Genomic DNA, 19,499 nt, shown 5'->3' with positions numbered 1-19,499 from the left:
GGCCTACTGGGAGTCGATGATGGCCATGAACGGCGTCACCGGCTCCGCACGGTACGTCCCCTGAGATCGAGGAAGCTTGTGTCAACCCCGCGCAATGTGAGAACCACCTTCGGCTTCTACCCGCCCGAGGACAACCCGGCGGCCTGGCAGGCCGACCTGAACACCTTCGGCAGCGCCCTTGAGCGATCCTTCCCCGGCGCCGTCCTGGAGCACCGGGTCGACGCCTTGCGAGGTGTGGACGTGCTGGACTTCGACATCGAGATCACGCACGACGTCTGGGTCACGGGAACGGGCGCCATGCCAGCCCCTGACTACGCCTACGTCACCGTCGCAAACGTGACGGCCGACGAGGCTGCCCTGTTCGCGCAGTGGCTCCGTGACTCATTCGTCCCCTCACCAGCCGCCGTGCGATTCATCAGCAGCGCGGCCATGGAGATGGGAGAAGAGACTCCCTCACCGCTGCCTGCCACAGGTGACTCGTCCGAGATTGAGACCGTCCTGCGGAACCACCTCGCGGCTGCCGGCGTCGAGTGACACATATTAGGGGGAACGCCGTGGGGGTCGGCCGGAGTGCAACTGGGCAGTCCCTGCGGGTCCGTAGGCGGTGAGTCGGCGTACCGCGTCGGTGGTCACGACGGGCGGTCGCCGGGTACGTTCGGCGTACCAAGCGCCTGGGCGGTCTGGTTCGCGGTTCACGGCATGGCGATCGGCTCGTGGGCAGGTGCGGCCCGGATCGCGTGAATATCCATTGCCTTTCATGGCGCCCCGGTGACCAGTGCCCCGGCCCATTCGAAGGCGGCGGCCTTCTGCTTCGCCGTGCATCGGCCGCTGCAGTGGACGGCGTCGATCTTCCGGGCGTCTACGGAACTCCCTGGTTCACCGTTTGAGCTTGCGGTGGATGGTGAGCTGGGCGGTGTCGATCGCGGACCGGATGTCGGCGATGCGGGCTCCTTGCTCGTGGGAGAGTTTCAGGGCCTCGCCGACGTACTTCTTGTTGGTGAGCACCTTGGTGAGCTTCTTGGCGCACTCCTGGGTGATCGCGGTCTTCTCGTACGCCTCGATGGTGGCGACGACGGTGCCGAAGGGGATGTCGGGGAAGGGATGCTCGGCCTGCTTGACGAGGCTGAGTAGCTCATTCAACCCCTTCATGTCGTCCCTGGTCGCGGTCTTGCCGATCAGCTTGTCGAGCTCGACGGCCTCCTTGTCGAGGACCGCTGACTCCCTCTCAGCTCTCGGTGCGGTAGTGGGCGGCGGTCCCCGTGGCGTGCGGGTTGAGTTCGGGTCGCAGGACCAGGTCCTCGTCGTAGTCGCCGCCGTTCTGGTGGCGGAACGGCAGCGGTCCGGTGTGCGGAAGGTCCTCGAGGCGCTGGCGCAGGACGTTCGCGTGGAAGGCGTATGCGGCCTCGTCCACGCGGTCGGCTCCGTGGACGAGCAGCGGGGGCAGGACCTCGATCCCCGCGTACCACAGCGTGCCGTGCTGGAGAGGGAAGAGCAGGTCGTTGAGCTCACCGTTGACGCCGCGGGGGCCGAGGCTCGCCTCCCGGGCACCGGCACTGACGACGACCATCGCGCGCTTACCCGCGAGCGCCCCCTCGCCGTAGCGCACTTGGCGCCCCCGCGCGTCGCGGACACCGAAGGCGAACCCGCCGACGAAGACGCGGTCGAACCAGCCCTTGAGGATGGCCGGCATCCCGTACCACCACAATGGGAACTGCACGACAAGCGTGTCCGCCCAGGACAACTTGTCGTGCTCGGCCGAGATGCCAGGGGACAACGCGCCCCGTTCGAAAGCTTGTTTGGCCGCGCTGCCGACGACGAGGCGCTCGCCGTCGGGGTGGGAGAAGTCACTGGCCCGGACGATCGGGTCGAACTTCATCGCGTACAGGTCGCTGGTGCGCACCTCGTGCCCCTGGTCCAGGAGGTGTTGGACACCGTCGCGGTACAAGGAGCCGTTCAGGGAACGGGGTTCGGGATGGGCGATGAGCCACAGGACTTTCACTGTAGGTTCCCTTCTGGCAGATCTATGATCGTGCGCACCTACCCGGCCCCTTCCTGGGGCAACCCGCCGCCGAGGCCGTCTTGGACGCGGTGACGCCGAGTCTCCCCGCCAGTGGCCTGGCGGGGACTCCAGGGATGCGCGAGGGGCGCGGTGCGGCCTACTTGGCGTCCACCACCTCGTCTGTCAGCAGGGGATAGACCCCGTTCTCGTCGTGGTCCTCACGGCCGGTGAGGGGCGGGGTGAAGATGCACAGGAACGTGCTGTCCTCGATCGGCTTGATCGTGTGGTTGTCGGCGTCGTCCAGGATGTGGAGGGTGCCGGGCGTGATGACGTGTTCCTCGTTCTCGTCGCGGTCGATCAGAATCATCTTCCCGGAAATGCAGAAGACGGCCTCCACGTGGTTCGCGTAGCAGATGTCGGTCTCGGTTCCGGCGTACACGACGGTCTCGGAAACCGAGTACCCGAATCCGTCCGAAGCCAGCAGGATGCGCTTGCTGCGCCACGCGCCGCTCGCCGCCGTGACATCGCGGTCAGTACCTTCGATCTCCGAAATCCTGCGAACCTGCATGATATTCCTCCTGATCGTTCTCGGATTCTTGGTGTTGTGACAAAGGAGGTGTGCCCGATCGGGCTAGCGCGTTTTCAGCGACTTCAGGAGCTCGATGTAGAGGCGGTTGAACCGGGCCCCTTTGTCCAGGTAGGCCGCCCCGACGGTCGCGCTCTCCCGCAGGTAGGTGACGAGGATTCCGTCACCGGGGCGTTCGAGGTCGCCGCGAACGATCTCCATGGAGTCCGCGTTCCTGGGGTTTCCCGCGATCTGGATGCGAAGTCCGAATACCTCGGTGGCAATGCTGGGGAAGTACGAGATCCGGGACATCTTCGATCCATATCCCAGAGACGACGCTAACGCCTTCCCGGCGACATTTCCGGTGTCAATCGCATTTTTCCAGAATTCCATGCGGATCAGGTTTTCCGCGCCCCACGGGTCGGGATAGCGGGCGATGTCACCGGCCGCGAAAACGCCCTCGCACTCCGGTACGCGCATGTACTCGTCGACCCGTACCCCGTCGGACAGGTCCAGGCCGTTCCCGTCCAGCCATTCCACGTTGGGAACGCTGCCGATGGCCTCGATGAAGAGCGGTCGTTCGGACGCCGCCTCGGGAGGCGATGCCGGGTGTCCGCCTTCGGACGACCTTCCCGAGCGGTCGCAGAGGAGCTCCTTCGCGGCCTCGCCCGTCAGCAGGGTGACGCCGTTCGCGGTGACCCAGCGTCCGAGCGCGCGGGCGACGTCCTCGCCCAGGATGTTCTCGAAGGGCCCGTGCCTCATCGCTTCGAGCATGACCACGTCACAGCCGTACTCCTTGGCCAGCGAGGCCAGTTCGCACGCGACGAACCCGGCGCCGGCGATCGTCACCACCTCTCTCCTATGGAGCTCCTGGTGGATGGAGTGCGCGTCCTCCAGACCGCGCAGCGTCCTGTGCGCGTGCGAGGCACACTCCTCGTCGTCACCGGCGGCGGCGGTCCGCGGGCGTACCCCCGAGGCGACCACCAGGCCGTCGTAGGCGAACGTCCCGCCGGTGCTCAGGTGCAGGACCCTGTCGCGCAGGTCCGCCGCCTCGACGCGAGTGCCGAGGTGCCAGTCGAGTGCGCTGGTCTCGGACCCCTTGACCCTCAGGTCCTCGGTGATGGCCGCCCTGAGGTCGGCCGACGGTGGGTACCGCTTCTTCGTGAGTCCCGGCCGGTTGTACGTGCGGTGGGCCTCGTCCCCGAAGACGGTGATCCTGGCACCGGTTTCGCAGGTGAGAACTGATTGAGCCGCCCGCAGGCCGGCTATGCCGGAGCCGACGATGCCGATGCGCGGCGCTGCGACGGTCATGCGGCGTCACGGTCCATGACGATCGCCTGCAAGGGGCACGAGTCGATGGCGTCCTCGATCGCGTCGAGGTTCTCCTCGTCGAACGTCTTTTGGTACGTCAGCTTCCCGTCGGCGTCGAGCTCGAAGTGGTCCGGTGCCGAGATGGCGCACAGGCCGTGGTTCTGGCACTTGACCTCGTCAACGGTGATCTTCATGGTCTCCTCCGATCGGAAGCGCGGTTCAGGAACGTGAGGTGAACGTGATGGGCAGCGAGACCGCCCCCGTGTTGCCGGAGTCGGGCAGCCACTCGGCGGCCTCCTCCACGCGCAGGTCGGTCAGCCGCGTGGCCAGCGTCGAGAGGGCCACTGCGATGTCCGCACGGGCGACGAAGTGTCCCAGGCAGTGGTGCAGTCCGCCGCCGAACGCGAAGTGCGGGGAGCGCTCGGCCTCGAGGTCGATGCGGTCGGGGTTGTCGAACGCGGCCGGGTCGGTGGCCGACGTCATGGTGAAGAGGTGGAGCGTGGTCCCCTTTTCGATCGTGCGCTCCTTGTACTGGAACGTCTCCGCCGCTTCGCGCGAGATCCAGCGGCCGATCGGGTTGACGCGCAGCGCCTCCTCGACCGCCGCGGCGGAGTAGCGCTCGGGGTCCGATGCCAGCTTCTCCCACTGGTCGGGCTGCTTGGAGAACGCCTCGACGCTCAAGGCAAGTTGGTTCCGGGTCGTGTCGATGCCCGCGAAGATCAACAGGATGATGAGGTTGATGAGCTCTGCGTCGGAGAGCTTGCCCGCGTCCTCGTCCCTCGTCTCCACGAGGGTGCTCAGGATGTCGCCCTTGGGGGACTCCCTGCGGCTGCGGACCAGGGACTCGGCGTACTCGGTCAGATCGACGATGGCCTGGTCGATCCGGGCGATGTTCTCCTGGATGACGATGCCGAGGCCGAGGCCGATCGTGGAGGCGAGTTCGTGGATCTTCTTCCAGTCGTTCTCGTCGATGCCCAGCATCACGCACAGAATCCTGGTCGCGTACGGTGCGGCGAACTGGCTCGCGAACTCGGTGCGCCCGTCGTCGATCCACTCGTCTACCAGGCCGTCCGCCAGGGCCTGGAACTTCGCGTGCAGGGGCGCTATCCGGCGCGGCGAGAAGGCGGGGTTCACCAGGCGGCGAATCCTGTTGTGCTCGTCGCCCTCCAGCACCAGCAGGGTCTTCTGCCACCACTTGTCGAAGTGTCCTTCGACGACCCCGTGCTGGGCGGGCCACTTGGCCGATCCTTGCGTCAGCAGGGGGCTCTTCAGGAGGGCGCTGCTGTCCTCGTAGCGCAGGACGGCGATGCCCCAGTCCGTACGTGCGTACCAGTGGGCGTCTCGTGCTTTCCGCACCTGCTCGGAGTCCATGCGGAAGTGGGCGTTGCTGATGTCGAGGTGCAGTGTCGTGGGTTGCGTGGCCATGGCGGTCGGTTCCCAGTCGTCGGTTGCGGTGCTGCTCGGACCAGTGACGGGCGGCCCGGTTCAGCCGGCGGTCAGCGGACCGATGCGGTAGAGGACCTCGTCGTGGTGGCCCTCGCTGTCGGCGAAGAGGGAGCTGGGGAAGAGCACGCGGGTCTCGATGGGGGCTGAGTGCTTCTTCGCGTACTGCTTGAGCACCATGATGATCGCCTTGTTCTCGGCGGAGACAGTGGCCTCGACGTACCGGGCGCCGTTGGCAACCTGCTGGTCGGCCGCCTCCTGGAAGAGCTTGACGCCGAGGAACGGGATGCCGTGACGCGGGTTGACGGCGGTCTGCCACACGAAGTAGGTCTCGGGCTCCTCGGGGCGGCGGTAGCCCGTGAGGAAGCCGACGAGTTCGTCGTCCACGGTCGCGACCAGCGAGCCGTCGGCGAAGTCCCGGAACCACAGCGAGTAGTAGTAGACGCTGTTGGAGTCCAGGCCGGGAGTGTTCTCGACCATCTTCCACACGGCGGGTCCGTCCTGGGGGACCGGTGCGCGGAAGAGGGCCTGCTTCCTCCCGGCGGTGTTCCGCTCGGTGACGGTGGTGGGCATGGTGATCGTCATGTCGGATCGGGGCCTTTCTTTCGTGTCGTCTCTTATGTCGGTGGCGGGGGCGGTCAAGTCGTTTCGTAGACCGCGCGCTGCACAGTGCGCAGTCCCTCGTCGAGGTCGTCGGTGGTGATGGTGAGCGGGGGCAGCAGTTTCAGGACCTCGTCGTGGGCCCCGGCGGTCTCTACGAGGAGCCCGAGTTCGAAGGCGCGGCGTGCGGCACGCCCCGCGTGCCGGGGGTCGGCGAGCTCCAGGCCCCAGGCCATCCCGCGGCCGCGGTAGGCCGATCCGCTGTGGTGCGCGGCGGTGTCGCGGAGCGCGGCCTCGATGGTCTGGGCGTGCGCCAGGGTCTGCCGCTCCAGCGTGTCGTCGCTCCAGTAGGTGTTGAGGGCGGCGGTCGCGGTGACGAAGGCCGGGTTGTTGCCGCGGAAGGTGCCGTTGTGCTCGCCCGGCTCCCACACGTCGAGATCCGGTCGGAACAGGCAGAGTGACATGGGCAGTCCGTAGCCGCTGATGGACTTGGAGACGGTGACGATGTCCGGCACGATGCCCGACTCCTCGAAGGAGAAGAAGGCGCCGGTGCGGCCGCAGCCCATCTGGATGTCGTCGACGATCAGCAGCATGTCGTGCCGGCGGCAGAGCCGGGCGAGGGCGTGCAGCCACTCGGGGCGGGCCACGTTGATGCCGCCCTCGCCCTGGACTGTCTCCACGATGACCGCCGCTGGCTGGTCGAGCCCCGATCCGCGGTCCACGAGCAGCTGCTCGAACCACTGGAAGTCGGGCGTCTTCCCCTCCATGTAGTGGTCGAAGGGTATCCGGGTGGTGTGGACGAGCGGGACGCCCGCGCCCGCGCGTTTGAAGGCGTTGGCGCTCACGGCCAGGGAACCCAGCGACATGCCGTGGAAGGCGTTGGTGAACGAGACGACCGTCTCGCGCTCTTTCACCTTGCGCGCCAGCTTGAGGGCAGCCTCGACGGCGTTGGTGCCGGTCGGGCCCGGGAACATCACCTTGTAGGGCAGGTCCCGTGGGCGCAGCACCGTGTTCTGGAAGTGCTCGAGGAACGCGCGCTTGGCCGTGGTGGACATGTCCAGGCCGTGGGTGACGCCGTCGTGCTCCAGGTAGTCGAGCAGGGCGCGCTTGAGCACGGGATTGTTGTGGCCGTAGTTGAGGGAGCCGGCCCCGGCGAAGAAGTCGAGGTACTCGTGCCCGTCCTCGTCGTACATCCGGCTACCGTGCGCGCGCTCGAACACGGTGGGCCAGCTGCGGCAGTAGCTGCGTACCTCGGACTCCAGGGTCGTGAAGACACTGAGGTCGGGCTGGGTGAGTGTCATGCCGCGACCTGCTCGCCCCGTGTGGCGAGGACGAAGTCGGTGAAGGTGTCCACGGAGACGAAGTCGTCCGCGTCCAGCTCCTCCGGGTCGACGACCAGGCCGATGGAGTCCTCGAGGAACATGAGCATCTCCAGCATGGTGGTGGAGTCCAGGTGCAGGTCGGCGAAGAGCTTCACGTCGCCGGTGAGATTGGTGACGGGGCGCTCCAGGACGTCGGTGAGGGCGTTCTCGAGGGCGGTGACGACGTGCTGGCGGTTCATGGTCAGTTCCTCCCGTGGGTTGGGTGAAGTTGTCGTTCTCGGGCGTTGCTCTGGTGGGGCGTACAGGGGGTCAGTGGGCCAGGCGTGCCTGGAGGGCCTCGGTGATGACCGAGGCGGGCGGGTCCTGTTCGATCAGGGCGGTCAGCTTCTTGCGGTCGACCTTGCCGTTGCCGTTGGTGGGCAGGACGTCGAGGCGGACGCAGCGGCGCGGGATCTTGAAGGGCTCGATGTGGTCCCGCATGCCCTGGCGCACCTGGTCGGCGGTGATGTCCGCGACGACGGCGAGGAGCGCGGTCCGCTTGCCCTCAGGAGGCAGTACGGCGGCAGAAGTCACTCCGTCGACCCGGGTCGCGGCGGCCTCGACCTCGGTGGTGCTGAGGCGGAACCCGCGCTCCTTGTAGAGGTCGTCCCTGCGGCCGGAGAAGTAGAGGTAGCCGTCCTCGTCCTGCCAGCCGTAGTCGCCGGTGCGCAGCTCGGGGAACAGCCCCTCCGTGCGCGGGAAGCGCTCGGCGGTCAGCTCGGGGCGGCGCCAGTACCCGGCCATGACGTTGGGTCCGCGGACGACGATCTGGCCGATCTCTCCCGCGGGCAGCCGGTCGCCGTCGTCGTCGACGATGAAGACCTCGGTGCCCGGCAGCGGCAGCCCGCAGGACCCTGGGTGGTCAAGGTCCCCGTCGGGGGGGGGCATGATCGCCGTGCGCTTGCACTCGGTGAGGCCGTACATCACCTGGATTCGCAGGTGGGGCAGGGCGGCGCGCAGCGCGGTCATGGTGGTCTCGGAGAGCGCCGCACCAGTGTTGGTGAGCAGGCGCAGGCGGTTCGGGCCCCCGCTGGTGCGGCCGAGCAGCCAGGCGAGCCGGTCCGAGACGGAGGGCATGGAGGGCAGGACGGTGGCGCCCGCCTCCTCCAGGCTGCGCAGCAGCGGGGGGCCGACCTCGGCGACCGTGGCCAGGTGGAGCCGGGCACCGCTGAGGGCCGCGAGGTAGACCTGGTAGAGGCCGTAGTCGAAGGAGAGCGGAAGCGGGCAGTAGACGACGTCGTCGCTGCGGTAGTCCAGGCACTCCTGGATCGCAGTGGCGGCGAAGAGTACCTGCTGGTGGGTGCTGACCACGGCCTTGGGCAGGGAAGTGGTGCCCGAGGTGTAGATCAGGCTGACGGGGTCCACGCCCAGAGCGCTCGGGCCGGCGGAGGTAGCGGTCTCGGCGGTGTCCGCGTCGAGTGCCGTGCGCACGAGCTCATCGAGCGCGAGGGAGCGGACGCCGTGCTCGGCGGCGGTCCGTCCGGCGTCGGGGTCGTCGGAGACCAGCAGCGCGGGCTCGCAGTCGCGCAGGACGTGTTCCAGCGGCCCGCCGCGTACTTGCTCGTGGAGCACGCTGAACACGGCGCCGACGCGCGAGGCGGCGTAGACCAGGATGGCGATGCCGATGCCGTCGGAGGCGGTGACGATGATCCGGTCGCCGCGCCGCAGGCCCTCGCGCCGCAGGCGGGCGGCCATGGCGGTGGTGGCGGTCGCGAGTTCCCGGTAGGTGAGGCCGTGGTCGCGCGAGCTCAGTGCGGCCGACTCCGGAACGTGGTCGGCGGCTCGGTCCAGTATCTCGTGCAGGAGCTGCGGAGTGCGGGGCATCAGGCCTCCTCGGCCGTGGGGGTGCGGGCTGTCGCCGTGTGCGCCCGCCGGTGGGGTACGACGGTGGTGGCGGTCGCGGCGCACACGAGTTGAGGCTCGTCGAGGACCTTGCCGGCGCTGTCGGCCTCTTCGGGGCTGGCGCGGATGACCTTGTGCGCCTCCAGCTCGACCACGCGGCGCAGTCGGGTCTGGCGCACCAGCCGTGCGTGCGCCTCGATGTAGTCGCCGGGCCTCACGGGTGCAGTGAAGCGGATGTCGCTGTACTGGGCCAGCAGCCCTTCGTCGCCGTCCGTGCGGAGGGTGATCTCGGTGACGAGGTCGCCGAACAGGCGCAGGATGTGCGCACCGTCGACGAGGTTGCCCCCGTAGTGGGCCTCTTCCTGACCGACGCGTACACGGAGGAAGGCGGTGGTCTGCGCTTCTCGCTCGGCGCGGGTACTGGTCCCGACGGTCGCGGTCGCGGGGGTGTTCGGCGGCGGCACGGCGTCAAGCTCCTTAGGTGCAGTGGGTTCGGTTCGTCCGTTCCTGGTGGCTTCGCTGGTGGCGTCGTCAGCGGTCGCACCATTGGCCTCGGGGAGGCTGATGGCGACGGCGGCCACGACGTTCTGCTTGTGGGTGATGGAGACCGAGACGGATGACGGGGTCAGTTGCGCGGCTCGTCCGCGGAGGTGGACGACGGGGGCGCCGTGCGCGGTGTGCTCCACGCAGATCTCCCGTGGCGTCACACCTTGCAGGAAACCGATTCCCAGGACTTTGAGGAGGGCCTCTTTGGCGGCGAACCGACCGGCCAGGAATTCCAGGCGGCGGTCATCGCCGAGGGTCTCGGCGTGGGCTATTTCCTCCGGGGCGAAACCGAAGCGCAAGAACCAGGGTCGTTCGATGAGGCGACGGAGTTCGGAGCGGTCGAGTACGTCCAGTCCGACTCGCGCGACCTGCTTCGCTGCGGTTCTCATTCGGATCAGGTTCTCCGGATCAGGTGTCCATACGGATCACGTGTTCAGGCGGACGCGGCGCGGAGATCCACGAGGCGCTGCTTCGCCAGCAGGTCCTCCGTCGTGTCGCGTTCCCGGATGAGGTGGGCGCGCCCGCCGTGGACGAGCACCTCGGCCGGGAAGCCGTGGCTCAGGAAGAGGCCGGGCGAGGCGGTCGGCCCGTAGGCCCCGGACCGCTCCACCGCGAGCAGGTCTCCCGGCCGCACTTCCGGCAGGCGGACCTTCTTGGCCACCACGTCGTTGGGCGTGCACAGGGGCCCGGTAACGCTGTAGGGGCGCGAGGCTCCTGCGGCTCGGTCCTCCAGGTGGCGGACCGGGAAGTTGCGCTTGACGAAGCTGCCGACGCCGACGGCCGCCATGTGGTGGTTCGTGCCGCCGTCGGCGACCACGAAGCTCTCCCCCATGGACTCCTTCACGTAGCGGGCGCGGACGACGTACGTACCGGCCGTGGCGGTGAGGAAGCGACCCAGTTCCATGATCATCCGGCAGTCCGGGTTGCGCACCGAGAAGGGGGTGATGACCTCCGCGAGGCCGGCGCCCAGCGCGTCGAGGTCCAGGTCCTTCTCGTTGTCGAAGTAGGCGACACCGAGTCCGCCGCCGAAGTCGACGGTCTCCAGGGGGAAACCGAGCTGTCCGGCCAGATCCTCCGCGGTGGCGAGGATGCGCCGGGTGTTCTCGACGACGTCCTCGTGGTTGAGGAACCGCGTCCCCATGTACGCGTGCACGCCTTTCACCCGGATGTTGCGGAGTGCCGCGAGGCGGTGCTTGGAACCGCGCAGTTCGGCTTCGTCGATGCCGAACTGCCGGGGCTTGCCGCCCATGGCCAGCCCCGACCCCTTGCTGCCGAAGGCCGGGTTGACCCGGAGGAGCACCGGGAAGTCGTCACGTCCTGCCGCTGCCAACAGCGAGTCGAGCAGGTCGAGTTCGTCCAGTGACTCGCAGACGATCGCGTGGATGTCGGCTTCGACGCACGCGGTGAGCTCCCGCTCGTCCTTGCCGGGGCCGAGGAAGATGATGTCGCCGGGGTCGACCCCCGCCCGCAGGGCGGTGGCCAGTTCGGCGTAGGAGGAGACCTCGGCTCCCGTACCGAACGAGTTCAGCAGGGCGCAGACGCTGATGTTCGGGTTCGCCTTGAGCGAGTAGAAGATGTCGGCGCCGTCGGGGAGCAGGCCGCGCAACGTGCGGTACGTGTCCGCGAGGACGTCCGCGTCGTAGACGAACAGCGGGGTGCCGTACTCCTCGGCGAGGTCCGCCATCGATTTTCCCTGGACACTGTTCTTCGAGGTCGTCATCGGGTCACTGCCATCCGCCGTCGTCTTCGGGTGAGAGGCAAAGAATTCGCTGCTCCACCGCTAAGCCATCGGAGATGAACATTCGCTCTTTCATGACTCGCCTCTCTCGCTGGTTTGCTGTCCGGCGATAACGAGTCTGCGAACTTCGGAGCGGCGAGGGAAGGGCGGACGGTCGGCCTAAATCGGTCCTGACCTGTTTAGGACCTCGGCCGGATTAGTCATCCGGCCAAAGGGCTACGGAAATCGCGACATTCTCCGGGCTGGACCGTTTGGGACACGCAAGAATGCGCATGTAGGTCCCACGCATCGCCCAGGCACGGGTAGCGGCGGGACGTGACACGGGCGTCGGGAGGAGCCGGGATCACTCCACGTCGTAGGGGTGGAGGGGCACTTCGGCCCGCCGCAGGGACCACGCGGCCAGGAGGGTGCAGTTGGCGGTCGCATGCTGCCAGATCCGCTTCGCCGCTGCCTCGGCCTCGTCCAGGGAGGCGGCGCGGAGGAAGAGGCTGACGACAAGGTGAGGCCGCGTCTGAGTGTGAACGCTGACGTGTTCGACGATGTCCGGCGCCGCGTCGTGGAGCGCCTGCTTGAGCTCAGCCTCAGCGGGCGGGTGAGCATCGCCCCGGGGTGCGAGGGTGAGCTGCACGAGGTACATGAATGGGGTGTCCTGTTCGAATGGTCATTCCCTTTCGGCTGCCTGTCGATCGGTGACGTACGGGCCGTCACGGCCGGATGAGGCCCCTAACAGCCGCGTGCAGGCCGGCCTGGAATCGGCTTCGCGCGCCGAGGTGGTCCATGAGCTTCGTGGCGATCCGGCGTGCCGTGCGGCTTGACACGCCCAGCCGCGCCGCGACGTAGTCGTCGGTGTGCCCGAGGGACAACAGCCGCAGGGCTTCCAGTTGTTGCGGACTGAGGCTCTGTTCCTCACTCGGCTGGGCGGTCTCGCTCATAGGTTGGGCAGCCTGCCAGATATTCTCGAAAAGGGCGTACAGGGACGACACTACTCCAGCCGTCTTGAGGACCACCGCCCCAGCCGAGGTGTCGTCCGAGTCGACGGCGACGATGGCGATCTTCCTGTCGCAGATGATCAGGCGGTTCGGCAGCGAGGGCACGGTGCGTATGCGACCGCCACGTTCGGCGAGCCAGTCCGCGTGCGCGACCGTGAGGGGATCGTTGCGGACGCTGTCCAGGTACACGGTACGCATCCGCACTCCGCGCGCGAGTAGGGCGTCCGCGATCGGGCGCGAGCTGCGCAGGTTGGCCTCCGTCTGCGCTCCGCCCGGGGCGAAGGTCAGCAGCTCGTCCTGGACCTCGTCGTGCAGCGCCGCCAAGTAGTCGCGTACGGAGTCGACCCCGGTCAGGCGGTGCACCTCTTCCTTGGGACTCTCCTGGGTGAACTCCGACTTGAGCTTTACGGCGGCGGCCTGGGCCTCCTGCACGCGCTGCTGCTGCGCCGCGAGCTCGGCCCGTTCCCTGGCGAGCAGGATCTCCGCGGCGAGGTGAGGTTCCACGACGTGGAAGCTCTGAGGGTCTTCGATGGAATGCCACACCAGGGCCAGCTCGCCGAGGGTGTCGAGTGCCCCTCGTACCTCCTGCTCGGTCAGTTCGAGCCTGCGCACCAGCTCGGCCACGCCCTCCTGCGGATGCGCCAGCATCTCGCGGTAGACCATTTCCGCCGTGGCGTCGATTCCCAGAACGGCCAGCATGCACTTCCCTTTCTGCACCTGCGTGCGGTGGCGGGACGAGGGGTGCGGGAGCCTGGTGGCAACTACGCCCTGCCCTCGTCGTCAACAGCGCTCGACGGTCGTCGAGCGGCAGCGTTCCGAACTAGCGAGCAGTACTCCGCGGCGCGGGCCGCTTCCAACGCACGGGGCCCTTCCTGGCGTTGGACACGGTCGCAGTGAGCCACGCGGCGCGGCTACCCGCTTGCGACGGTCGTACACGGGGCGCTCCGGCCACCGTGCGACCAGGTCGGGCACCTCCCTGGCGGAGAGGAACGGCCAAGAGGCAGGAGCGTGGGGGTCAGGCCGTGCCGGTGCGACTTCAGCCGGCGCGGCTCGAGGTCTGGCGCTTGTTGGCGAGGAAACGCGCCTTCTTCTCGCGGTTCCCGCAGGTGTTCATCTCGCACCATCTGCGCGTGGCGCCCCGACTGGTGTCGAAGAAGGCGGCCCGGCACGTCGGGGACGCGCACAACGCCATCCTCCCCTCGCGCGCGCCTGAAACGATGTCGACCGCGTCGGCGGCGATCACGCTGAGGGCGTCCTCGACGGAGGCGGAACCCAGGTGCCACTCCTTTCCACTCTGGGGCGAAAGGACCGCCGAGGCCCGGCCGCCCGTACTGCAGTCATTGATGACCTGAACGGCCGCGGCGGGAGGGAGGGCCTGCGTCGCGACGGCGGTAGCGGCTTCGTGGATCGCTTCACGCAGTTGCCGAGCATGCTCCAGTTGGGAGTCGCTGCACGAATCGACCCGTAGCCCGTTGACCGCCAGCCAGTCGACCAGCCGCTCGGGGACGGGAATGCGCTCGACGGGTTCACCGCAGCGTTCCGTGAGGGTCGCCGTGAAGCTGGTCGCCAGCACCTTGCCCAGACGGAACTCGGGGAAATGCTTGACGGACACGGAACCACCTTAGCCGGTTGCTGCGCGGAGGACAAGCAGGAGAACCGCTCCAGGTGGTTCCGTGCTGCTGGAGGGCACGGCACCCCTGCGTCCGCATCCCCGTGGACGGACACGCAATTCGTGGTCCTGATTAGGTCAAGGACGATTCAGGACACTTGTAGGACCTTCCTTCCTCCTCTGCGATCTTGCAGTATCGAAAGAGCCGGAGGACGAACCAGTGAGCCGCAGGAAATAAAGGCCTTGGAATTCCGGAACCTCACCCCGCAAGCCGATGAATTGCGCCCCTATACAGGCAGAAAAAGCCGCCGCTCCCCTGAAAAGGAGAACAGTACATGACTGTCGCTCAGCGCCCCGACCTGTATCCGACCCGAGTCCTCGGCGAGGCCGTTCCCCAGCCGCGGACGGACCCGTCGGTGTGGGGAGGGTCTCCGGGCCCGCTCGACGGCAAGCAGCTCAAGCAGTACGAGTCCGACGGCTACCTGGTCCTCGACGACCTGCTCTCCGCGCACGAGGTGGACCTCTACCTCTCCGAACTCCTGCGCCTCGGTGAGGACCCGGAGCTGCGCGCGAGCGAGCGCGTCATCCTGGAACCGGATTCCGACGAGGTCCGTTCCGTCTTCGAGGTCGAGAAGGTCAGCGAGATCTTCGCCGAGCTGCTCCGGTCGCCCCGGCTCATGAACATCGCCCGCCAGGTACTCGGCTCCGAGGTCTACATCCACCAGAGCCGGGTCAACTACAAGCCGGGGTTCGGCGGCGCCCCGTTCCACTGGCACTCCGACTTCGAGACCTGGCACTCCGAGGACGGCATGCCCCGGCCGCGCGCGTTCAGCGTCTCGATCTCCCTCACCGAGAACCACCCGTTCAACGGCCCGCTCATGGTCATGCCCGGCACCCACAAGACGTTCGTCCCCACGGTCGGGGCCACTCCGCAGAACTACCACAAGGAGTCGCTTCGCGTGGCCGCCCCCAGCGTCGGCTCCCCGGACCGCAAGCACCTGACGCGCATGGCGCAGGAGCACGGGATCGAGCAGATCACGGGTCCCGCCGGCTCCGCAGTGATGTTCGACTCCAACCTGCTGCACGGCTCCAACGGGAACCTCTCGCCGTTCGCGCGCTCGAACATCTTCATCGTCTACAACAGCGTGGAGAACACGCTGGGGGCGCCCTACGCCGCGGACGCGCCGCGTCCGCAGTACCTCAGCAACCGCGAATTCCCCTCCCCGCGAGGCATGTAGGACACCCGCGCCCGTCGCCGTACAGGTGAGGCCGTGCTGGCCCCGGCCGTGTCCGCACCCACTCTCCGGGCGCCGCACGGGCCGGGGCCCGGCTTACGAAGTTCCGGCCGCCGGTCCGCCGCGGGGTCGGCTCCGGCACGTCACTCGCAAGGCATCCCGGGCGGGAGCGTGGAACCGGCTTGGCCGGTTGCCACGAGAATCACAGACTGGTAGAACCGCCTTAGGTGGTTCCCCTTCGACTCGGAGATTTCATGGCGCCCTCGAGAACCAGCCCTGAGTGCCCTGCGGCGCACGCCCGCCCCACCGGGCTCGTAGAGAGAAGACCGACGGCGGATTTAGCAGTCCTGCCGGGCGTCGTCGCAGTGGTCTTCCCTCTGCTGCGCTCGCCGAAGAAAGCCAACTGAGACGAGGTCTGCCATGGCCGGAACTGTCCTTGCTCCAGCGCGGTCCACCGCCGTGTCGAAGAAGGTCCTCTTCCCGCTGCTGCTGGTCCCCATGTTCCTGGGCGGTGTGGACTCCACGCTGTTCAACTCCATCGCCTACGACCTGCCAGTCCTGACCGACTCATGGCGCCTGTGGTTCATCGACGGGTACACGATCGCCCTCGCCTCCAGCGTCGTCCTCGGCTCGCGTCTGGGCGCACGCCTGGGTCCCGGCGTGACGCTGGCGACCGGCCTCTTCATCTTCACCCTCGCGGGGGCGAGTCCCGCACTGCTGGACTCGGCAGCGACGTGGACGGCGAGCCGGTTCATCCAAGGCTTCGGCTACGCGCTGATCGTCTCCAGCGTCGCCTCGGTCATCGGCGGACTACCCGAGACGTCGGAGCGCACTCTCGGCTACTCCCTGTGGATCACCACGTACAGCATCGGAGCCGGTGCGGGACCTCTGATCGGCCGGGCGTTCATCGGCATGGACGCCTACACGATGCTCTTCTGGCTGCCCGCCGCCGTCGCCCTGGTCTGCGGAGTGCTCGCCACCGCACTGCTGCGCGGCATCACCCTGGGACAGGCCTCGTCGACCAAGGTCGACGTCGCCTCCTCCGCCCTCGCCTTTGTGGGCTTCGGACTCTTCGTGGCCGGTCTGCAAAGCCATGGCGCCGCCTTCGGGCGCGTCCTCGCGACGGCCGCGGGCTGCCTGGTCCTGACGGTCTTCTGCACGCGGCAGCTCCACTCGCGCGACCCGCTCATCGACGTACGCATGCTCAGCTTCTCCCGGCTCGGCGCGCCCTCGCTCGCGCTCGTCGTGAGTTCCGCCAGCTACACGGGATCGGTCTTCCTGTTCAGCGCGGAGGCCGACTCGCTCCTGTCGATCCTGCCGGTGTCGGTGCTGGCCCTGTGGGTCTCCCTCGGCGGGTTCGCGTTCCACAAGATCCAGGCCCGCTTCACCGCTGTGCACATGCTCCAGGTCAGCCTGGCCACCTGCGCCGTCGGCCTTGTCGTGGCCGCCTTCGTCGGCCTGTGGCCCGCCAGCTTCCTGATCGGCCTCGGCGTCGGCGTCTCCATGGCCTCCGGCGACGCCTACCTGCTGGGCAGCGTCCCGCCGAAGGACGTCGCGCGCGCCGCGGCCCTCCAGGAGACGGCCCTCGCGGTGGGTGCGGCGCTGGGCGTGGCAGGTTTCGGCGGCATCTTCGCCGCCACCGGCTCGGTCGTAGGGACGGCCGTCATCACGGCGGTCATCGTCGCCGTCATCGTGGCGGTGCTGCGCTGCAACCGGGGCGTCTTCAAGGCGTAGCCCGAGCGCCTCGCGGGCCACGCGGGTGGCCACCGGTTCGCCGGTGGCCACCCGCGTTCCGGCGTCAGGCGAGCGTGGGGAAACCTCGTCGACCACGACTACGGCTACCGGCGCGTCAAAGACGACAGTCAAAGACGGCCTCGTCTTCCTCTTCAGCCGCTCCCGTCTGACCGTCTACGCCATAGGCGTCGGCCTTCTCAACGTGGCATACGGAGCCTTCCAGACCGCCCTTCCCATCGTCGCTCTCCGTGGCCCCCTGGATCTCACCGAGGTGGGTACGGCCTCCTGCTTGGGTGCTCCGGCATCACCGGCCTCGTGGTCGGCCTGCTGGCCCCGCGCCTTGTCAGCGGGGCCGGCAGGCCGGGCGGCCATGCTCATCGGCGTACTTGGGCTCGCAGTCGGTCTCGCCGTACTGGGACTGACCAGCAACCTGCCCCTCAACGTGGTCGGCATGCTCTTCACCGGCCTTCTGGTCCTGGTGAACATCGTGACCGTCTCCTACCGGCAACGGGCTGCTGTTTCTGACCACTTGCTCGGCCGCGTCACCGCGGCCTACCGGATTGCTCGCGTTCGGCGGATTCCTGTTGGGATCGGCGCTCGTCGGCGCCCTCGGCATAGCAGCCTCCCCGCAGGCCGTCCTGGTGGGTGCGGCTGTTCTCACTCTCGTGGCAGGAACCATCATGACGGTCGCTACCCCAGGTCGCCGAGGCGCATGACTGTCCATCCCAGCCCCGCGGAGCCCGGCACCCCATGACAGGCATGGCCGCCGTCACAGTCCATGGGAATCCGGGCCCGGCAGGGCGGCAGGACCACGCGCGAAGCACTCCGTGTTCGACGGATGTCAGTGCCGCCTGACACCAGCGCTCGACCTGTCGGTGCGGGCCGGCGCCCTGCACCTAATCCCCTGGAGAGTGAACATGCAGTCGGCGTCGGTCAGTCAGGTTGATCAGGTCGCAGCGAGCGCGGCGGCAAACGGTGCGGCGAGTGCTTCGGGCAGCACCCGCTCGGCGCGTACGTACGTGCAGCCGACCCATTCGGCGGCCTCTCGCAGCGCTTTCGCCGCAGCCGGTATGTGTTTGGCGCCGGTCAGCGAGACCTGACGCGCCACCAAAGTCTTTCCTTCACGCGCAGGATCCACCCTGCCCACCAGACGCCCGCCCGAGAGCAGCGGCATGGCGAAATAGCCATGCACTCGCTTTTCCTTGGGGACATACGCCTCGAGGCGGTGGGTGAAGCCGAAGATCCGTTCGGTGCGCGCCCGGTCCCACACCAGTGAGTCGAAGGGCGAGAGCAGCGTGGTGCGGTGGCGGCCGCGCGGCTGTTCCTCTAGGGCGGCAGGGTCGGCCCAGGCGGTAGCCGTATGGCCGTCCTTGCCCCAGCCGGCGACCAGCACCTCGACCAGCCCGCTGTCGGGCAGCGCCGAGCCGATCTGTTTCACCGTCAGCCGTTGGTAGTCCGCAAGATCCTTCACCGTAGCCACTCCCAGCGCCGTCCCCGCCCGCGCGGTGAGCTCGCGCAGGCAGGCCGCGTCGTCCATGTCCTGCGCCAGCAGTTCGGCCGGCACCGCCCGTTCGGCCAGGTCGTACACCCGCTTCCAGCCTCGGCGTTCGGTGCAGACGACCACGCCCGTGTCCAGCAGCCACTCGATAGCGACCTTCGACTCCGACCAGTCCCACCAGGGTCCGCCGTTCTTCGCGCCGCCCAGCTCGGTCGCCGTCATCGGTCCCTCGCCGCGCAGGCGGGCCAGCGCTTCGGCGCAGGAGCGTTGTTTGTCGGCCAACTTGTGCCAACGGTGGCCGCGTTCGATGAACCCCCGACGGCGGAAGGCGTACAACGGCCAGGTTTCGATGGGGAGTACACAGGCGGCATGCGACCAGTACTCGAACGCGCGGGTCTGCTGCCAGTACGCCGCCTCCACCGCTCCGCGGCCGACCGCGCCGAGTCGGGCGTAGGGCACCAGCTCATGCGAGCGGGCCAGCACGGAGATGGTGTCGAGCTGCACGGCACCCAGCTGCTGCAGCACGGCCCGGGGATTGCCGCGCTTGCCGTACGGAGATCCGAGCAGGCCTTGGGCGCGTAAGAATATCCGGCGCGCCTGGTCGGCGGTGAGGGTCAGTTCTGGCATGCCCGCAGCCTAGGAGTCAGCAGGGACAGGGATCGGGAGGGCCGTGTAGATCGACCGTAGATCTTCACATTGATGGAAGCGACGAACAACACCGGACAGACGCAGCGGAGCGGGCCGGGAGCACGCATGCGGGACGCCGGAGCCGTTCGTAGTCTGGTGGTGCTCGGGGTACTCACGGAGGTCTACCGATGCCCCGAACCATCTGGTCAGGCGCTATTTCTTTCGGATCGGTCACTTCTCTGAACTACCGGGTCGACCCGTGATCAGGTGACAGGACGACCAATGCCGGAAGGGGCCGGTACGAGGTCGGAGAACGGCCGTGCACGGCACGGGTGTTAGTTTCCTTCCCGGGGAGGATGGCCGTCAGGTGAACCGAACCCGATACCAGCAGCCGCAGGTCCC

At 67.9% G+C, this 19,499-nt stretch carries 19 protein-coding genes; 3 read left to right on the top strand and 16 right to left on the bottom strand.

Annotated elements, in window-relative coordinates; genetic code table 11:
• Nucleotides 1–96 precede the first annotated feature (96 nt).
• Nucleotides 97–534 carry a hypothetical protein gene (locus tag ACWC0C_RS46285; RefSeq protein ID WP_450871069.1) on the top strand — a complete coding sequence of 146 codons (438 nt, stop codon included), beginning with the start codon at nucleotides 97–99 and terminating at the stop codon, nucleotides 532–534.
• A gap of 342 nt (nucleotides 535–876) precedes the next feature.
• On the opposite strand, the gene ACWC0C_RS46280 is transcribed toward ACWC0C_RS46285, so the two are convergent.
• The 15 genes from ACWC0C_RS46280 to ACWC0C_RS46210 all read right to left on the bottom strand — a co-directional run bounded on the left by ACWC0C_RS46280 (nucleotide 877) and on the right by ACWC0C_RS46210 (nucleotide 14,006).
• Entirely contained in the window at nucleotides 877–1,149 is a 273-nt protein-coding gene (locus ACWC0C_RS46280; RefSeq protein ID WP_450871067.1) for a hypothetical protein, read from the bottom strand.
• Nucleotides 1,150–1,225: 76 nt separating this feature from the next.
• Complete coding sequence (locus ACWC0C_RS46275) at nucleotides 1,226–1,999, bottom strand: NAD(P)H-dependent oxidoreductase (protein ID WP_450871065.1); 774 nt, start codon at nucleotides 1,997–1,999, stop codon at nucleotides 1,226–1,228.
• Nucleotides 2,000–2,156: 157 nt separating this feature from the next.
• Nucleotides 2,157–2,567, bottom strand: coding sequence for an ectoine synthase (locus ACWC0C_RS46270; RefSeq protein WP_071385852.1), 411 nt, complete (start codon nucleotides 2,565–2,567; stop codon nucleotides 2,157–2,159).
• A 63-nt stretch (nucleotides 2,568–2,630) separates the two neighbouring features.
• Nucleotides 2,631–3,875: an NAD(P)/FAD-dependent oxidoreductase gene (locus tag ACWC0C_RS46265; RefSeq protein WP_450871064.1), complete on the bottom strand. Its 1,245-nt coding sequence runs from the start codon at nucleotides 3,873–3,875 to the stop codon at nucleotides 2,631–2,633.
• Nucleotides 3,872–4,069, bottom strand: a complete 198-nt coding sequence (locus tag ACWC0C_RS46260; RefSeq protein ID WP_450871063.1) for a ferredoxin — start codon at nucleotides 4,067–4,069, stop codon at nucleotides 3,872–3,874. The genes ACWC0C_RS46265 and ACWC0C_RS46260 overlap by 4 nt, the downstream gene beginning before the upstream one ends.
• Nucleotides 4,070–4,094: 25 nt before the next feature.
• Nucleotides 4,095–5,300, bottom strand: a complete 1,206-nt coding sequence (locus ACWC0C_RS46255; RefSeq protein ID WP_450871061.1) for a cytochrome P450 — start codon at nucleotides 5,298–5,300, stop codon at nucleotides 4,095–4,097.
• Between the two features lie 60 nt (nucleotides 5,301–5,360).
• Nucleotides 5,361–5,903 carry a diaminobutyrate acetyltransferase gene (ectA, locus tag ACWC0C_RS46250; RefSeq protein WP_450871059.1) on the bottom strand — a complete coding sequence of 181 codons (543 nt, stop codon included), beginning with the start codon at nucleotides 5,901–5,903 and terminating at the stop codon, nucleotides 5,361–5,363.
• A 53-nt stretch (nucleotides 5,904–5,956) separates the two neighbouring features.
• Nucleotides 5,957–7,219 carry a diaminobutyrate--2-oxoglutarate transaminase gene (ectB, locus tag ACWC0C_RS46245; RefSeq protein WP_450871057.1) on the bottom strand — a complete coding sequence of 421 codons (1,263 nt, stop codon included), beginning with the start codon at nucleotides 7,217–7,219 and terminating at the stop codon, nucleotides 5,957–5,959.
• The gene (locus tag ACWC0C_RS46240) at nucleotides 7,216–7,479 is read right to left on the bottom strand and encodes an acyl carrier protein (protein WP_450871056.1); all 264 of its coding nucleotides are present in this window, start codon (nucleotides 7,477–7,479) and stop codon (nucleotides 7,216–7,218) included. Before ACWC0C_RS46240 ends, ectB begins: the two co-directional genes overlap by 4 nt.
• A 70-nt stretch (nucleotides 7,480–7,549) precedes the next feature.
• Nucleotides 7,550–9,103, bottom strand: a complete 1,554-nt coding sequence (locus ACWC0C_RS46235; RefSeq protein WP_450871054.1) for a class I adenylate-forming enzyme family protein — start codon at nucleotides 9,101–9,103, stop codon at nucleotides 7,550–7,552.
• The gene (locus tag ACWC0C_RS46230) at nucleotides 9,103–10,056 is read right to left on the bottom strand and encodes a 4'-phosphopantetheinyl transferase superfamily protein (RefSeq protein WP_450871052.1); all 954 of its coding nucleotides are present in this window, start codon (nucleotides 10,054–10,056) and stop codon (nucleotides 9,103–9,105) included. The genes ACWC0C_RS46235 and ACWC0C_RS46230 overlap by 1 nt, the downstream gene beginning before the upstream one ends.
• A gap of 44 nt (nucleotides 10,057–10,100) precedes the next feature.
• Nucleotides 10,101–11,387, bottom strand: coding sequence for a diaminopimelate decarboxylase (locus ACWC0C_RS46225; protein ID WP_450871050.1), 1,287 nt, complete (start codon nucleotides 11,385–11,387; stop codon nucleotides 10,101–10,103).
• Between the two features lie 361 nt (nucleotides 11,388–11,748).
• Nucleotides 11,749–12,042 carry a hypothetical protein gene (locus ACWC0C_RS46220; RefSeq protein WP_450871049.1) on the bottom strand — a complete coding sequence of 98 codons (294 nt, stop codon included), beginning with the start codon at nucleotides 12,040–12,042 and terminating at the stop codon, nucleotides 11,749–11,751.
• A gap of 67 nt (nucleotides 12,043–12,109) precedes the next feature.
• On the bottom strand, nucleotides 12,110–13,093 hold the full coding sequence (locus ACWC0C_RS46215; protein WP_450871047.1) for a helix-turn-helix transcriptional regulator: 984 nt from the start codon (nucleotides 13,091–13,093) through the stop codon (nucleotides 12,110–12,112).
• 337 nt (nucleotides 13,094–13,430) lie between these two features.
• Nucleotides 13,431–14,006 (bottom strand): CGNR zinc finger domain-containing protein, encoded by a 576-nt coding sequence (locus ACWC0C_RS46210; RefSeq protein ID WP_450871046.1) that lies wholly within the window; start codon nucleotides 14,004–14,006, stop codon nucleotides 13,431–13,433.
• Nucleotides 14,007–14,338: 332 nt separating this feature from the next.
• Between ACWC0C_RS46210 and thpD the strand changes: the two genes are divergently transcribed.
• Together thpD and ACWC0C_RS46200 are read left to right on the top strand one after the other, a co-directional pair.
• Complete coding sequence (gene thpD / locus ACWC0C_RS46205) at nucleotides 14,339–15,241, top strand: ectoine hydroxylase (protein WP_450871045.1); 903 nt, start codon at nucleotides 14,339–14,341, stop codon at nucleotides 15,239–15,241.
• Nucleotides 15,242–15,658: 417 nt separating this feature from the next.
• Entirely contained in the window at nucleotides 15,659–16,972 is a 1,314-nt protein-coding gene (locus ACWC0C_RS46200; RefSeq protein ID WP_450871044.1) for an MFS transporter, read from the top strand.
• Between the two features lie 946 nt (nucleotides 16,973–17,918).
• Here the strand turns inward: ACWC0C_RS46200 and ACWC0C_RS46195 are convergent.
• A complete protein-coding gene (locus tag ACWC0C_RS46195; RefSeq protein WP_450871042.1) occupies nucleotides 17,919–19,097 on the bottom strand; it encodes a winged helix-turn-helix domain-containing protein in 1,179 nt (392 codons plus the stop codon).
• Between the last annotated feature and the right edge of the window lie 402 nt (nucleotides 19,098–19,499).

This window comes from Streptomyces sp. NPDC001709, from assembly GCF_053596375.1.
Note: the sequence above shows the minus strand (reverse complement) of the source record. Positions and strands in the feature narration are given on the sequence as shown.

Excerpts from the sequence above, each read along its gene's own strand:
- ACWC0C_RS46280 (WP_450871067.1), bottom strand. The coding sequence starts at position 1,149 with ATGAAGGGGTTGAATGAGCTACTCAGCCTCGTCAAGCAGGCCGAGCAT.
- ACWC0C_RS46270 (WP_071385852.1), bottom strand. The coding sequence starts at position 2,567 with ATGCAGGTTCGCAGGATTTCGGAGATCGAAGGTACTGACCGCGATGTC.
- ACWC0C_RS46265 (WP_450871064.1), bottom strand. The coding sequence starts at position 3,875 with ATGACCGTCGCAGCGCCGCGCATCGGCATCGTCGGCTCCGGCATAGCC.
- ACWC0C_RS46260 (WP_450871063.1), bottom strand. The coding sequence starts at position 4,069 with ATGAAGATCACCGTTGACGAGGTCAAGTGCCAGAACCACGGCCTGTGC.
- ACWC0C_RS46255 (WP_450871061.1), bottom strand. The coding sequence starts at position 5,300 with ATGGCCACGCAACCCACGACACTGCACCTCGACATCAGCAACGCCCAC.
- ectA (WP_450871059.1), bottom strand. The coding sequence starts at position 5,903 with ATGACGATCACCATGCCCACCACCGTCACCGAGCGGAACACCGCCGGG.
- ectB (WP_450871057.1), bottom strand. The coding sequence starts at position 7,219 with ATGACACTCACCCAGCCCGACCTCAGTGTCTTCACGACCCTGGAGTCC.
- ACWC0C_RS46240 (WP_450871056.1), bottom strand. The coding sequence starts at position 7,479 with ATGAACCGCCAGCACGTCGTCACCGCCCTCGAGAACGCCCTCACCGAC.
- ACWC0C_RS46235 (WP_450871054.1), bottom strand. The coding sequence starts at position 9,103 with ATGCCCCGCACTCCGCAGCTCCTGCACGAGATACTGGACCGAGCCGCC.
- ACWC0C_RS46230 (WP_450871052.1), bottom strand. The coding sequence starts at position 10,056 with ATGAGAACCGCAGCGAAGCAGGTCGCGCGAGTCGGACTGGACGTACTC.
- ACWC0C_RS46225 (WP_450871050.1), bottom strand. The coding sequence starts at position 11,387 with ATGACGACCTCGAAGAACAGTGTCCAGGGAAAATCGATGGCGGACCTC.
- ACWC0C_RS46220 (WP_450871049.1), bottom strand. The coding sequence starts at position 12,042 with ATGTACCTCGTGCAGCTCACCCTCGCACCCCGGGGCGATGCTCACCCG.
- ACWC0C_RS46215 (WP_450871047.1), bottom strand. The coding sequence starts at position 13,093 with ATGCTGGCCGTTCTGGGAATCGACGCCACGGCGGAAATGGTCTACCGC.
- thpD (WP_450871045.1), top strand. The coding sequence starts at position 14,339 with ATGACTGTCGCTCAGCGCCCCGACCTGTATCCGACCCGAGTCCTCGGC.
- ACWC0C_RS46200 (WP_450871044.1), top strand. The coding sequence starts at position 15,659 with ATGGCCGGAACTGTCCTTGCTCCAGCGCGGTCCACCGCCGTGTCGAAG.
- ACWC0C_RS46195 (WP_450871042.1), bottom strand. The coding sequence starts at position 19,097 with ATGCCAGAACTGACCCTCACCGCCGACCAGGCGCGCCGGATATTCTTA.